Here is a 13887-nt window from a genome sequence, read left to right on the forward strand (position 1 = left end):
CCCGGCCCGCCCGACGGTGAACGGTCCGACGTACTGGGCACATGTGGATAGCCCGCTCGGATCGCTGCTGCTCACCGCGGACCCAGACGGAGTGCTGACCAGCCTCTCCGTGCCCGGCCAGAAGGGTGGACGAACCGTCCAGCAGGACTGGCGGCACGATCGCGGTCCGTTCCGCTCGGCCGAGGAACAGCTTGCCGCCTACTTCGCCGCTGATCTGAAGGAATTCCGACTGCCGCTGCGCAGTGCGGGCACCGCGTTCCGTGAGCGGGTGTGGGCCGCCCTCGACTCCGTCCCGTACGGCGCGACCACGACATACGGCGAGGTCGCGGCCCGGCTCGGGGTGTCGCGGATGGCCGTGCGCGCCGTCGGGGGGGCCGTCGGCGCGAACCCGCTGCTCATCGTGCGCCCCTGCCACCGGGTCATCGGCGCCGACGGCTCCCTGACCGGGTACGCCGGAGGACTGGACCGCAAGATGCGTCTGCTGACGCTGGAGGGCTCGCTGCGGGTGCAGCGCTGACCGGCGCCCCGGCTTGCCGGACCGTCGCCGCCGAGGGCCGTCGGGCCGAGCTCACCGTGTCGGCGACGCGAGGGTTGCGCACGCTGTTTCGGAGACATGAGACCGGGCACGCCGTTTCGGCGCCGTGAAGCCGGGCCCACCGGGCCGTCCGCAGGGGCTGCGGGGACGTCGAGGCGCGCGGCCGTCCGGGGCTCCGCTGCCGGGCGGCGGTCCGCACGGTGCGGCGTGTACCCCCGTGGGACGCACCGCGGGGTGGTGCCGGGACGTCAACCCCACAGCACCGCACCCAGCCAGGCACCCATGATCAGCAGGCAGGTGAACAGCTCCGCGAGGACGCTGGAGCCGCCCGAGCGCATCGCCCTGCGCAGGGCGGCCCGCGCTTCGCCGTGGCGGCCCAGGCGGAGACGTTCGCAGAGATAGACGCCACCCATGAACCCGGGGACGGCGCCGAGCACGGGGATCAGGAAGAAGCCGAGGAACGCGCCGAGTCCGGCGTACACCGCCATCCGGGGGGTCGCGCCGCTCGCGCGCAGCCGGCGAGGCGGCAGGGACCAGCGCACCACCTGTGACACGAACAAGGCCACCGTGGCGCCCACCAGCACGGCCCAGGCCACCGGCTGCGGATCCTCCAGCGCCCACCACAGGATCGCGGCCCAGACCAGCCACGACCCCGGCACGCCGGGCACCAGCACTCCGCACAGGCCGAGCAGAACGACCACTCCGACCAGCAGGAGTTCCCACACTCCCATCTGCCCAGGGTGCCCGAGCCGGAAAGAGCACGCAGGTCAGGCGATGGTGCCGGGAGCATCGCCGGGGTCAGTGCTCGCGGGTCACCCAGCTGCGCTCGTACGCGTGCCAGCCAAGCTGCAGCCGCGTCGAGGCACCCGTCAGCTCCATCAGCCGCTTCACCCGGCGCTGCACGGTCCGCAGCCCCAGATCGAGCTGTTTGGCCACGCTGGCATCGGTCATCCCGGCGAGCAGCAGGGAGAGGATCTCCAGGTCGGCGGCGTCGGGGCCGTCCGGACCCCGCTCGGCGACACCGACCGCGCCGCAGCGCAGCGGCAACGCCACCTGCCACACCGATTCGAACAGGCCGGACAGCAGCTCCAGCAGCCCGCTGGCGTGGACCACCAGCGCGGCAGGCTCGGCCGAGCTGCCGTTCAACGGCACGAGCGCGAGTGAGCGGTCGGCGACCACCAGCTTCGTCGGCACCTCGTCCACCACCCGTACCTGCTCGTTCCGGCCCAACGCGGCGGTCACCTCCGTCATGCCGTCGGGCTTGTCGAGCACGGACCGCTCCAGGACGACGCGGTAGCGCACCCCACGGGCGGTCGCCTGTTTCTCCGCGTCGTTCTCGCTGCCGCTCACGGCCACCGTGGTGCCGGTGACCAGGGCACACACCTCGTGGCTCGCCCCGAGCTGGATCTGCAGGAAGCGCTGGGCGACTGCGGCGGCACCCGTCACCACCTCGACCAGATCGTGCACCGCCGGCTCGGTCGAGATCGCCCGGTACTCCTCGGCGAGCCGCGCCGCCGTCAGCTCGGCCTTCTCCAGTTCGTGACGCTGCTGGGTGAGCAGGGCGCCCAGGGCGACGCCCGGGGGAGCGGCGACCCAGCGTCCGGGGCGGCCCGACGACTGGGCGGCCAGGCCGTGCCGTTCCAGTCGGCGCAGGGCGCGTTCCGTGTCGTGCTCGCCGAGGGTCAGTCTGCGTGCGAGGTGGGGGACGTCGGCCGCGCCCACGGACACCAGCTCCCGATATGCCGACTCGTGCGTCTCGTCGAGCCCTATCGCTCTCAGCATCAGGCGCCGGCCCTCCCTCTCGTTTCCCGCGGCTCGGTTCCCCACGGCTCGTTTCCCACGTTTCGTCTCCCACGCCTCATGGGTGTTTCTGGCGGTCCCTGCGCGATGCGACGTCCCCGTGGTTGGCGGGAAACAGCCACGGCGTAAACCCGCCGTCGTACATCATCGCCGTACCGCCGGTCACTCTGCCAAGGTGTGGGCGACGGCGGAAACCCGTGATCATCCACTGAAATCCACAGAGGATCTCCGGGAACGCCGTGCAGGCCCGGAACGGTCGGTCACCATGCCGCCTCCGAGGTCTCCGACACACGTGATCCGGACTCTTGACGCGCGCAGGGGCGCACAGGGGATATGAGCCCGGGTCACCCACGTCGCCGGACGGTTCTCCCGTGGGGGGTGGAACCGTCCGGCGACTCTTCAGCCCCTTCTGTCGCACTGGCGTTCAGAACTTCGCTCGGCATGCTGTCCGACGCGGTCAGCCGGAACGCATTTTGCGGATGCCCCGTTTTCCTACGGCCCGCGCGGTGGACAATCGGGGGCATGAGTCAGCAGGGGGGAAGGCCCACCGGTCATGAGGACGACTGGTGGGGGCAGTTGTACGACGATGCCACCGAGGACACGGGACCCGCGCCCGCCGCCGACTCCCTGGACGACCGCTTCGCCTCGGCCGCGGGAGCGGTGCGCTCCGCGGGCACGGCCAAGGGATCGGACAGGGGGGAGGACGGCACAGGCGGCGGGGGTCCCCCAGGCGGTGCGGGCGCTGTTCGCGGTGCGGGCCGTGCGGGAGGCACGGGCGAGGGGATCCGGGTGGGCGGCACCGGCCGAACCGGCGGTGCCGCGGAGGGCGGGGACGCGGCTGCCGGGTCCGGGTCCGGGTCCGGGTCCAAGGATGCGTACGACACGGGGGCCGAGGATGCGTACGGGCCCGGGGGTGGATTCTCCTCCGGCTCCCGCCGTGCAAGCCCCCTGCCGGCTCCGCGCGACGGGGGTGAGAGCCCTGGTGGGGGCGTCGACTGGTGGACGTCGCCGGAGGACGCCGCGTCGGCGGGAACACCGTCGGCAACCGGTTCCCTGGTGCCGCCGCCGCGAGGGCGACCCGTCGCCCGACCCGAGGAGAGACCGTTTTCTGACCCTGTCGACCCGCGTACCGCGCGCGGTGCGGAAACGGCTGCCGGCGCAGGTGCGGCCCCCGGCGCGGAAACAGCCGACGTCGCCCCCGGAGGCGCTGCGCAGGGTCGGCACCGCGCCCCCTGGGAGCCGCCGTCCGACACCCCGCCGACGCCCTCCGACTTTCCGTCCGGCCCACTGCCGCCGGGGTTCGCCGAGCGGCCGTCCACCGGCCCCGGGCCGTCCCCGGCCGGCGCCCCCACGTCGACGGAGACAGCGTCCGCCGCCGCGGGACCACCGATGTCGGTCCTGCCACCCGCGCCCACCGGCCCGCCCCCGACACCGGCCTCCGCCGCCGAACCGCTCAGCGCACCAGACGCCTCCGGCGCTCCGCCGCCGCCCACGGTGCCGCCCCGTCCGGCACACGTCCCGCCGCCTTCGGCCGCCCCCACCGTTCACGCCGACGGCGCAGCGGCACCCCCGACGGTTCCCGACTCCCCGGCCGACTCCCCGGCCGCCCCCGATGCCGCAGCCGCTCCGAGCGCCCCGGCCGCCGCCTCCTCGCAGGCGTTTGCGGCACCCGAGCGTGCACCCGACGCCCGCGGCACCCCAGATCCCCGAGGTGGTTTTGGGCCCGAGGCCGGTCATCCGCCCACCGTTCCCGCGCTCCCCGCCATGCCTCCCACCCCCACCCCCGCACTCGCCCCCGCCCCCGCCCCCGTCCTCAAGGACTACGTCGGTTCGGGGCCGCCCACCTACGACCCCGAGCCCACGGCTCTGCCGCCCGCCGATCCGGACGAACTGGACGATCTGGTCGCCGACACCGTCCTGGACGGGGCCCGGTACGGGGCGTGCGCGTTGCGGGCGGTGTCCGTGCGGGGGGATTCCGCGCGCTACCGGGGCGAGCCGCGCCGCGACTCGCTTCTCACCGCCCGCTTCGGCACGGGTGAGCATGCGCTGATCCTCGTCGCGATGGCGACCGGCGCCCGGGCGACACCGGGAGCGCACCGGGCGGCCGCCGAGGTGTGCCAGTGGATCGGGCGGGCCGTGGGCCGCAGTCACGTCCGACTGGCGGAGGACATCCGCGCGGCCCGGCGCGGCGACCTGAAGTCGGGCCTGCACCGCCTCACCGACCGCAGTCTCGGCCGGCTCCGCGCCAGCGCCGCCGAACAGGGACTCCAACCGGAGGAGTACGCGGCCACGCTGCGCTGCCTCCTCCTGCCCGCCGACCCCGACTGCCGCACGCGCGTGTTCTTCGGCGTCGGCGGCGGCGGACTGTTCCGGCTGCGCGGCGGCGTGTGGCGGGACATCGAGCCACGGGTCGGCGAGGTCGCCGGAGAGCCGGTCGTCGGGTTCGGTTCGCTGCCCGCCGAGACGCCCGAGGGCGACCGGCTCACCATGGATCTGGGCGTCACGACGCCCCCGAGCCCCTACGACCCGGCCTCCGAGCCGCCCCGGGAACCGTTCCGCTTCCGTGCCTCGGTAGCCCGACCGGGGGACACGCTCCTGATGTGCACCGGGGGCTTCGCCGACCCGCTGCGCGGCGAGCCGGAGCTCTCCGCGTATCTGACGGGGCGCTGGTCGGGTCCCACCCCGCCCGGTCTGGCGACCTTCCTCGCCGACACCCAGGTGAGGGTGAAGGGCTACGCCGACGACCGGACCGCGGCGGCCGTCTGGGAGGCGTGAGCGGGCCGTCGCGGCCACTGTGGAGGGGAGAACGGGCAGCGACCGAAGGGTGCGTCGATCCATGGCCAAGCAGAACGTCGCCGAACAGTTCGTCGACATCCTCGCCCGCGCGGGCGTGCGACGCCTCTACGGCGTGGTGGGCGACAGCCTCAACCCGGTGGTGGACGCGGTGCGCCGCAACCCCGCCGTGGACTGGATCCACGTCCGCCACGAGGAGACAGCGGCCTTCGCCGCCGGTGCGGAGGCCCAGATCACCGGGAAGCTCGCCGCATGCGCGGGCTCCTGCGGGCCCGGCAACCTCCACCTCATCAACGGCCTCTACGACGCCCACCGCTCGATGGCCCCCGTCCTCGCCCTGGCCTCGCACATCCCCTCCAGCGAGATCGGCCTCGGCTACTTCCAGGAAACGCATCCGGACCAGTTGTTCCGCGAGTGCAGCCACTACAGCGAGCTGATCTCCAGTCCGAAACAGATGCCCCGGCTGTTGCACACCGCCATTCAGAACGCGATCGGCCGCAGCGGCGTCAGCGTGGTGTCGCTTCCCGGTGACATCGCCGATCAGCCCGCCCCGGAGAAGGCGGTCGAAACCGCTCTGGTCACCTCCCGCCCCACGGTCCGGCCCGGCGACGCCGAGATCGACGCGCTCGTCGAGATGATCGACGCCGCCGACAAGGTGACCCTCTTCTGCGGAAGCGGCACGGCGGGCGCGCACGCCGAGGTCATGGAGTTCGCCGGAAAGGTCAAGTCCCCCGTGGGGCACGCCCTGCGCGGCAAGGAATGGATCCAGTACGACAACCCCTACGACGTCGGAATGAGCGGCCTCCTCGGCTACGGCGCCGCCTACGAAGCCACACACGAGTGCGACCTGCTGATCCTGCTCGGAACCGACTTCCCGTACAACGCCTTCCTCCCCGACGACGTGCGGATCGCCCAGGTCGACGTACGGCCCGAACACCTCGGCCGCCGCTCCAAACTCGACCTCGCGGTGTGGGGTGACGTACGCGAAACGCTGCGCTGCCTCATTCCGCGCGTACGGGCCAAGGAAAGCCGGCGCTTCCTCGACCGGATGCTGAAGAAGCACGCCGATGCGCTGGAGGGGGTCGTGAAGGCGTACACACGGAAAGTGGAGAAACACGTTCCCATCCATCCCGAGTACGTCGCCGCGGTCCTCGACGAACTCGCCGACGAAGACGCCGTGTTCACGGTCGACACGGGCATGTGCAACGTCTGGGCGGCGCGTTACCTCACGCCCAACGGCCGCCGCAGGGTCATCGGTTCCTTCACCCACGGCTCGATGGCGAACGCTCTGCCCATGGCGATCGGCGCCCAGTTCACCGACCGCCGCCGTCAGGTGGTCGCGATGTCCGGGGACGGCGGTTTCTCCATGCTCATGGGCGACTTCCTGACCCTCGTCCAGTACGACCTGCCCGTGAAGATCGTCCTTTTCGACAACTCCTCACTGGGCATGGTGGAGTTGGAGATGCTGGTCGCCGGTCTGCCCTCGTACGGCACCACCAACAAGAACCCCGACTTCGCGGCCGTGGCACGCGCCTGCGGGGCTCACGGCGTGCGGGTCGAGAAGCCCAAACACCTGGCCGGGGCCCTGCGGGACGCCTTCCGGCACAAGGGCCCGGCACTCGTCGACGTCGTCACCGACCCCAACGCCCTGTCCATCCCGCCGAAGATCAGCGCCGACATGGTGACCGGGTTCGCCCTGTCCGCCTCGAAGATCGTCCTCGACGGTGGAGTGGGCCGGATGCTGCAGATGGCCCGCTCCAACCTGCGGAACGTACCGCGCCTCTGACGGCGCACTCGGCCGGGCGAACCGCCGGCACGGTGGGCCTGCGGCCCTGCGGCCCTGCGGCCCTGCGGCCCTGCGGCCCTGCGGCCCTGCGGCCCTGCGGCCCTGCGGGCTGTCGGCCACGCGGGCTGTCGGTCCGCTGGTCCGTCGTGTCGCGCGGTCGCGGCGTCCGGCAGGGGTCAGTCGGTTGCCGGGACCCATCGGCGCTCTCCTCCGTCCGAGCCGTACCAGTAGCGCGGCAGTCCCTTGATGCCGCTCGTGCGGAACGGACGGCCGTGGTCGTCGACGCGCACCGTGCCGGAACGGCCCTGCGAAGACCAGTCCAGCTCGAGGTACCAGTTGCAGTCGCACCTCTCGGTCCGCGCCGTGACGAGCAGCACCTCGGGGTCCTTGTTCGACACGCGGTAGGGCAGGCTCACCGCGGGAATCGGCGCGCCCGCGTCGTTGCCGGCGACCGAATGCGCCACGGGACGGTCCTTGTCCAGGTCGACCGCGAAGTAACGCTTGGTGAGCGAACCGCCGCAGCCCTGGTCCATGGCGTACACGGTGCCGGACGCGGGTGTGGCACGGCCGGCCACCCGTACGCGCAACGCCGTCAGCACGACAGCCGTGGAGCTGCGGCCCTGCACCGAGATCTCCACGTTGGTCTCCCGCCCGTGCACCGCGCCCTGTGCCGTTGCCCAGGGGCCGGCGTCCTGTTCCGTCGGAGGCGGGGGGACCTGCGCGGGAGGCTTGGCGACGACGTAGTCATGACCGCAGCCGAGCGCCCAGACCTGGGAGTCGGCCGTCCAGGCGAGCGGCACGCCGGTGTCCGCGGCCGCGTTCCTGCCGCCGGTCGGGGCTGCGCCGCGTGCGGGAGGGGCGCTGCCGGACCCGGAGACGGACGAGGTCGTGCCGGGCGTGGGCGAGCCTGGAGCGGGGCCGGTGGGAGTGGGGGAGCCAGGGGGAACGACCGTCCCGGTCGGCGCGACGGAGACCGGTGCGGACGAGCGGGCCGCGTCGACGGAATCCGGGCGGCGGCCGCCGTCCGGCAGCGCGGAGAGCGTGCCCAGAGTGGCGAGAAGCGCACAGGTGACGCCGACGAGGACCGTGGCGCGCCGGCTGCGGTACCAGGGGCGGGGAGGAACCGGCTGCTTGTGTCGCTCGCCCGGTTTCCGGATCTGCACCACTGGTGAAGCCGGGGTGAACGGTTGTGATCGGGTTTCCGGGCTTCCCTCCGTGGCTGCCGCTCCCGAACTTCGCGGCGCTTTGCCTGCGGCCGGGGTTTCCTCTGGTTCCCGGGAAATCCGGGGTGTTCGGTTTTCCGGTGTTGCCTCGGTTGTCCGGGCGTCCGCGGTTTCCGGTGTTTCCCTCGCTTCCGCCACTGCGCCCCGGGGCCGCTGTCGTGCCGCTACCGCTCGCAGCCACCGGCGGTGCAGTTCAAGGCGTTCCTCGGGCGTCGCCCCGCAGAACTCCGCAAGCCGCTCGACGGGAGCGAAATCCTGGGGAACCGCTTCCCCCGCGCAATAGCGGTGCAGAGTCGACGTGTTCATGCCCAGCCGGCGGGCGAGGGAGCCGTAGCTGCGCTCCGTGCGGCCCTTCAGCTCGGTCAGGAGCGCCGCGAACTCGGTCACTTCGCCTTGACTGTCGTCGGTCGACACCGTTCCCCCGTGCTCGTCCCGCCCGGGCGGTCATCCCAGGCACCCGTATACCTGCACGTCAGATGGGCTGGGATGGTTCCACCGCGGCCGATCGGGCGAAGAGCGTTGCAGTCGGCAGGGGCGACGGCCGATGCTCTTGGTGTCGCACCGACCAGGCCGAACCGACCGATCGGCCTCGCAGCGGCACTCCACAGCTCTCACCGTACGCATCACCACCCAGCTGTTCACCGATCGACGCAGTCACCGATCGACGCATTCATCGACTCAAGGCACTCACCCACGGGGGACATCCATGGCCAAGCGCACCCGAGCGAACATGCTCACCGGTTTCGCCGTACTATCCGCCGCCGGCCTCGCCCTCGGCGCCGCTCTCGCCGCACCGGCGCACGCAGCCGCACCGAAGCCGCCCGGTTTCCTCTCCGCCGCGAACCTTCCGCCGCACCCCACTTCCACCTGGACGGCGGGCAGGATCACCCCCGGCGTATCGCCGGAGGGAGAACTGGACCGCTGCCTCAGCAGCGCGCTCGGCGACGGCCGGAACTCCTGGCACCGGGACTTCCGGACCGACCTCGACGCGAGCGCCCGTCAGATCAGCGTCAAGCACGCGACCGTCAGCGCGGCGAAGAGCCGGTACGCGCGCATCGACAAGGACATCAAGTCCTGCCCCGTGCGTATCGAGCGGGCCGACCCGGAGGTCGAGGCCACCCTCAAGGACTACGGGAAGGTGAACGTCGAGGAGGGCGCCCACGTCTACGGCCTGCACACCGAGACGTCCTGGGGGGCGAGCGACATCCGCCTCCTCGCGGTGGGGCGCGACGGCACCACGGTCACGGTCGTGGACTGGGGCCAGATGGGCGACTTCGACGACGCCCCGGTGAAGGCCTTCAAGAAGACGACCGTCACGGCCGTCAACAAGCTGCACTGACCGCACCACACGGCCCGTCCACCAGGCACGGTTTGCGGGCCGGGTACCCCTGACCACTGAGAATGCCGGGGCCGCCGCCCTCCCGCCACGGGGGTCGGGAGCGGCGGCGGCCCCGCGCAAGCACTCAGCCACCAGCAAGCCACAGCAAGACACACGAGACATACGGGGAAGACGAACATGAGCACCGAGACCGACAAGACCCTTCAGACCGTCGAGGCCACCGCGGGGATCAAGAGCTCGAGCCGGCTGCGCACCACCCGCCGGACGGCGGTTGCCGCGGGGCTCGCCCTGGCCCTCGGGCTCGGGGTGACGGCACAGGCGTCCGCCGGCGGCTCGCGCAGTGCCAGCGGGAAGCCGTCCGACGACATCACGCGCATCGCGAACTTCTACGGCGCCTACATCGACGCGGTGACCGACGAGGACGGCAAGCTCGCGGACGATCTGCGCAAGCACTACCTCACCCCCGCCTTCCAGAAGGAGTTGAGGGCCTGGGAGGAGAAGAACCACGCCAACGGCGTCCTTCAGGCGCAGAACGTCCCGCTCGCGTGGAAGGTCACCGACAACGGCACGGCGAACCACACGGAGGCCGTCGTCACGCTCACCTGGGGCGGCGGCGACACCACCAAGCTCATCGTCGACATGACCCGCGACAGTCGCAAGATCTTCCACATCGGTACGACGGGGGTCGAGGCCGGCTAGAGCCGGCCCACCGCAGCCCACCGGGACCCTCTGGCACCCTCTGAGACCCACCAGGTTCAGGCCAACCTCGTGTCCGGTCCCACCCGTCACTCCTCTTCCCCGACTACGGCCAGGTCGGCAGAGGTGTGTGGGCCTGCGTGCCGAGGGTCGGTGGTCAGCCGTCTCCCAGGTGCGTAGGCCCGACGGAGGGCAGAGCGGCCGGCGGGCGGTCGTCCGGAAGAGCAGACGGGGCGGCGGGATGCCGGTCGTGCGGGTGCGCTCCCTCAGGGGAACGCACCCGCACTGTCGTTGTACGTCCCTCGGCCGGGGCGGCCAGCTGTTCGCCGCCCGTCCCCAAGGTGGCGAGTACGGTCGAGCCGGCAGCGCACACCGGCCCGGAACCGGCGTCCCGTCCACCGGAACACGCATGTCGACCAGGCACTTTGGCTTGCGGGACTCTCCTCGGACGGTACGTCCGCCGACAGGGGTTCGGACGCGGGGCCGGGGCGCGACCGGCCGTTCCGGTCGGACGGCGCGCGTCCGCCCGGTGCGTGCGGGCCCGCAAACGGGCGGCGTCCCGGTGTTCGATGCCGCGCGACCACGGGACTCCGGGGCACGTGCGGCTGCGGCCTCTCGCGGCGCACGACCTGGTGACGCCTGCCCCGGCGACGGGTGGCGTGCCCGGCGGATGTCCCGACGGCTCGTGCCGCTTCGCCCTTGCGGCCGCGATGCCCGGAAACTTGCCGGAATCCCCGTTCCGTCGCCCGAACATGGCCGAACACCTGGGCGTTGGCAATTCGACATGACTGGCCCGGTGTCGATCGGGCATGGATCCCCGTGAACGTGTTCGAGCATGAGGGGAACCGACATCGACACGCGGGCGGGGGCCATGGAAAGGCAGGCACGGGGAAGCGGTCCGACAACGATCGCGGGTACCTCGACGACGAGAAGGACGAGAGGGGCGAGAGGGACGGGGAGCGCTAAGGACGCCGGGGAGACCGGCCAGGACCCTGTCGAGACCGCGGCGGAACCGGGCCGGGGCTCGCAGCTCAGGCGCCGACTCGGACGGGCCGACCTGCGGGCGGTGCCCGAGGCGCGCCGGGCGGTGCGGGAGCTGCTGCGGGGCTGGGGGAAGCCCGGCCGTTCCGAGACGGCGGAACTGCTCACCAGCGAACTCGTCACCAACGCGCTCGTGCACACCGACGACGACGCGGTCCTGACGGCCACCGTGTCACCGTCCGGCCTGCGCGTGGAGGTCCGGGACGGCGCGGCCGGCCGGCCCCGTCCCGGCGCGCCGACGCCCGACGAGGGGACGCACGGGCGTGGACTGATCCTGGTGGAGTCCCTCGCGGACACCTGGGGAGTCCGGGCGCTGGGCGGCGGCAAGGTCGTCTGGTTCGAGCTGGCAGCCGGAGCCGCCTGAAACGTCGAGCCTCGGGTAGAGGGCGGGCGTCGAAACGGCGAACGCGGCGGGAACGGCGGACGCGGCGAAAGCGGCGGGAACGGCGGACGGGTCTCGCGAGGAAGGCGCGCGAGTCGAAAAGGCGTACCCGCGTCGAGGAGAGCGACACCGGCGTCGGGGGAACGACCGGCTTCCGGCAGGCGGAGTGCCGGGTCGGCACCCCGGCCGCCGACCCGGTGGCCGGGGTGCAGGGGCCGACGGCGCGCGTGCGGCAGGGCGGGGCACGGGCCGTATGTCATGGGAAGGGGGCGCGACCGTCGCGGTCGCGCCCCCTTCCCATGATCCTGGCTGCCGTCAGCCGAACTGCTGCTCGAGGTCCTTGAGCTTGCGCTCCAGGGAGTCCAGGCGCGGCAGGGCCATGGTGTCGTCCTCCGCGGTGAGGTCGACGGTGGCCGACGCCTCAGAACCGTGACGGACGGGCTGCAGGGAGGGCCGTGAGCGAACGGGCAGCTGTTCCGCCGAATTCGCTATGGCAGGCTCCGCGGCGATCCGCTCGGCCGTGGCCCGCTCCAGAGCCGCCTGGGCGTCGACCTGGCGGCCGCCGCCACCGCCGCCGCGGCCGGGGAAGCGGCCGTGACCCCGGCTGATCGCCTTGAGCTGCGCCCGCTCCACGCGCTGCTGCTCACGGCGGCGCAGCTTGGTCTCTTCCTTGCGGGCCTTGTCCTCGCGGACCTCTTCGACGGCCTCGTCCAGGCTGCGCACGCCCTCGAGGAGCATCAGCGACCAGGCCCTGTACGTCTCACGGGGGGCGCGCACCCAGCGCACGACGCGGATCTGCGGCAGCGGACGGGGCACCAGACCCTGCTCGCGCAGCGCCGCCCGGCGGGTCTGCTTCAGCGCCCGGTCGAAGAGCACGGCCGCCGACAGGGACATGCCGGAGAAGAACTGCGGGGCTCCGTCGTGACCCAGGCCCCGGGGTGCGTGCACCCAGTTGAACCAGGCCGCGGCGCCGGCGAACGTCCACACGAGTATCCGGGAGCCGAGCGCCGCGTCACCGTGGCTGGCCTCGCGCACCGCGAGTACGGAGCAGAACATGGCGGCGCCGTCCAGGCCGAACGGAACCAGGTACTCCCAGCCGTTGGTGAGGCCGAGGTTCTGTTGGCCGAAGCCGACCAGCCCGTGGAAGGAGAGAGCGGCGGCGACGGCCGCACAGCAGAACAGAAGGACGTAGGAGGCGGTGCCGTATATGGCTTCCTTGCGCCTGCGGCGCTCCTCGGTACGCTCCCACGAATCGTCCGCGCCCGCGCTCGCCCCCGAGGAGCGCTTGCCGCGCGCGAGTACCGCAACCGCCGCCAGCATGCCCAGGAGCAGTACGGCGCCCGGAAGCAACCAGTTCAGCGATATGTCGGTCAGTCTCATCTGGGGTCCCTTGCATTGGGATAGGGCGTAACGCCCGCCATAGTGGCCCAATCCCGCCGTCCCTCAGGGGGTTTCGGGGCAAGAGGCCGCCAAGGAGGTGCAAGGGAATGCCCAAGGCGACGTTCTGCTCGAACTGCCGCTTGAGGGGCGGGAGTTGAGTTCGAATAAGACTACCCGTACGGGTGGTTCAGCGGAAAGTTCCCGTGGCAAGTGAGAAAGTTGTGAATCGCTTGTAACCCAAGGGCGGTCCCGTCCGGGTGATCTTACGGGACGTCCGGCGACGCCTCGTCGGCGGGGGTGTCGTCGCGGGCGTCTGAGGGGTACTCAACCGGCGGCGGCAGCAGTGCGTTTGGTGACGCGGTCGGCGTCGCAGGTGTGCGGACAGGCGGCGCAGGCGTCCTCGGGGCACCGTGGAGAACAGGCGGCAGCTCGCCCGGTCCCGGGTCGGCAGACACGCGCCGCCCGGTCCGGCCAGGTCGCGGAAGGCGAAGGAGGCCTGCGGGCGGACGGCCATCCGCATGCCGCCGCCGGTGCGGTCGTGCGAGACGTGTGTCGCGGGGGAACGGGGCACCCGGCGGTGCGGGAACCAGGGGGCGGTGATCGGCAGGCAGGGGGGCCAGGAGTGCCGGTGCAGTCCGAAACTCGCGATCACCTCCGGACGGGTCCGGTGACCGTGGTCACGGACGACCTGTTCGTCGTCCCGGGAGAGGAAGGTCTCCAGTGCCGGTCCGCCCTCCGCCGGCTGCGCCGCGCGCACCCGGCCGGCGCCGACGGGAAACGGTTCCGCGTGCGCGGGTTCCGTGGCGCTCAGCCCCGGCAGCGCCTCCGCGGGACGGGCGTATGCCTCGGCCGTGGCCCACGACGCCGGAGGCATGGCGGACCGCCGCATCCAAAGCGATTTCAGGTAAGCCT

General features: G+C 72.3%; 10 protein-coding genes and 1 pseudogene. 6 read left to right on the forward strand and 5 right to left on the reverse strand.

Going from position 1 to position 13887, the window contains the following annotated elements; all coding sequences use genetic code 11:
• Nucleotides 1-16 precede the first annotated feature (16 nt).
• On the forward strand, nucleotides 17-517 hold the full coding sequence (locus QF032_RS30445; RefSeq protein WP_307046906.1) for a methylated-DNA--[protein]-cysteine S-methyltransferase: 501 nt from the start codon (nucleotides 17-19) through the stop codon (nucleotides 515-517).
• A gap of 266 nt (nucleotides 518-783) precedes the next feature.
• Here QF032_RS30445 and QF032_RS30450 read toward each other — a convergent pair whose 3' ends face one another.
• Nucleotides 784-1266: a DUF456 domain-containing protein gene (locus QF032_RS30450; RefSeq protein ID WP_307046907.1), complete on the reverse strand. Its 483-nt coding sequence runs from the start codon at nucleotides 1264-1266 to the stop codon at nucleotides 784-786.
• Nucleotides 1267-1333: 67 nt separating this feature from the next.
• A complete protein-coding gene (locus QF032_RS30455; protein WP_307046908.1) occupies nucleotides 1334-2317 on the reverse strand; it encodes a helix-turn-helix transcriptional regulator in 984 nt (327 codons plus the stop codon).
• Between the two features lie 1074 nt (nucleotides 2318-3391).
• Between QF032_RS30455 and QF032_RS40925 the strand changes: the two genes are divergently transcribed.
• On the forward strand, nucleotides 3392-5110 hold the full coding sequence (locus QF032_RS40925; RefSeq protein WP_444875782.1) for a protein phosphatase 2C domain-containing protein: 1719 nt from the start codon (nucleotides 3392-3394) through the stop codon (nucleotides 5108-5110).
• Nucleotides 5111-5171: 61 nt separating this feature from the next.
• Nucleotides 5172-6914 (forward strand): pyruvate dehydrogenase, encoded by a 1743-nt coding sequence (locus tag QF032_RS30465; RefSeq protein WP_307046911.1) that lies wholly within the window; start codon nucleotides 5172-5174, stop codon nucleotides 6912-6914.
• A gap of 176 nt (nucleotides 6915-7090) precedes the next feature.
• Here QF032_RS30465 and QF032_RS30470 read toward each other — a convergent pair whose 3' ends face one another.
• Entirely contained in the window at nucleotides 7091-8551 is a 1461-nt protein-coding gene (locus QF032_RS30470; protein WP_373430398.1) for a helix-turn-helix domain-containing protein, read from the reverse strand.
• A 292-nt stretch (nucleotides 8552-8843) separates the two neighbouring features.
• Between QF032_RS30470 and QF032_RS30480 the strand changes: the two genes are divergently transcribed.
• The 3 genes from QF032_RS30480 (at nucleotide 8844) to QF032_RS30490 (ending at nucleotide 11577) form a co-directional block, all read left to right on the forward strand.
• Entirely contained in the window at nucleotides 8844-9476 is a 633-nt protein-coding gene (locus QF032_RS30480; protein WP_307046912.1) for a hypothetical protein, read from the forward strand.
• 177 nt (nucleotides 9477-9653) lie between these two features.
• Nucleotides 9654-10175, forward strand: a complete 522-nt coding sequence (locus QF032_RS30485) for a hypothetical protein (protein WP_307046914.1) — start codon at nucleotides 9654-9656, stop codon at nucleotides 10173-10175.
• Between the two features lie 868 nt (nucleotides 10176-11043).
• Complete coding sequence (locus tag QF032_RS30490; RefSeq protein ID WP_307050368.1) at nucleotides 11044-11577, forward strand: ATP-binding protein; 534 nt, start codon at nucleotides 11044-11046, stop codon at nucleotides 11575-11577.
• Between the two features lie 333 nt (nucleotides 11578-11910).
• Here QF032_RS30490 and QF032_RS30495 read toward each other — a convergent pair whose 3' ends face one another.
• Together QF032_RS30495 and QF032_RS30500 are read right to left on the reverse strand one after the other, a co-directional pair.
• On the reverse strand, nucleotides 11911-12975 hold the full coding sequence (locus tag QF032_RS30495; protein ID WP_307046915.1) for a DUF2637 domain-containing protein: 1065 nt from the start codon (nucleotides 12973-12975) through the stop codon (nucleotides 11911-11913).
• 324 nt (nucleotides 12976-13299) lie between these two features.
• Nucleotides 13300-13849: pseudogene (locus tag QF032_RS30500) on the reverse strand (hypothetical protein).
• Nucleotides 13850-13887 lie beyond the last annotated feature (38 nt).

Source organism: Streptomyces achromogenes, from assembly GCF_030816715.1.
Taxonomy (GTDB): domain Bacteria; phylum Actinomycetota; class Actinomycetes; order Streptomycetales; family Streptomycetaceae; genus Streptomyces; species Streptomyces achromogenes_A.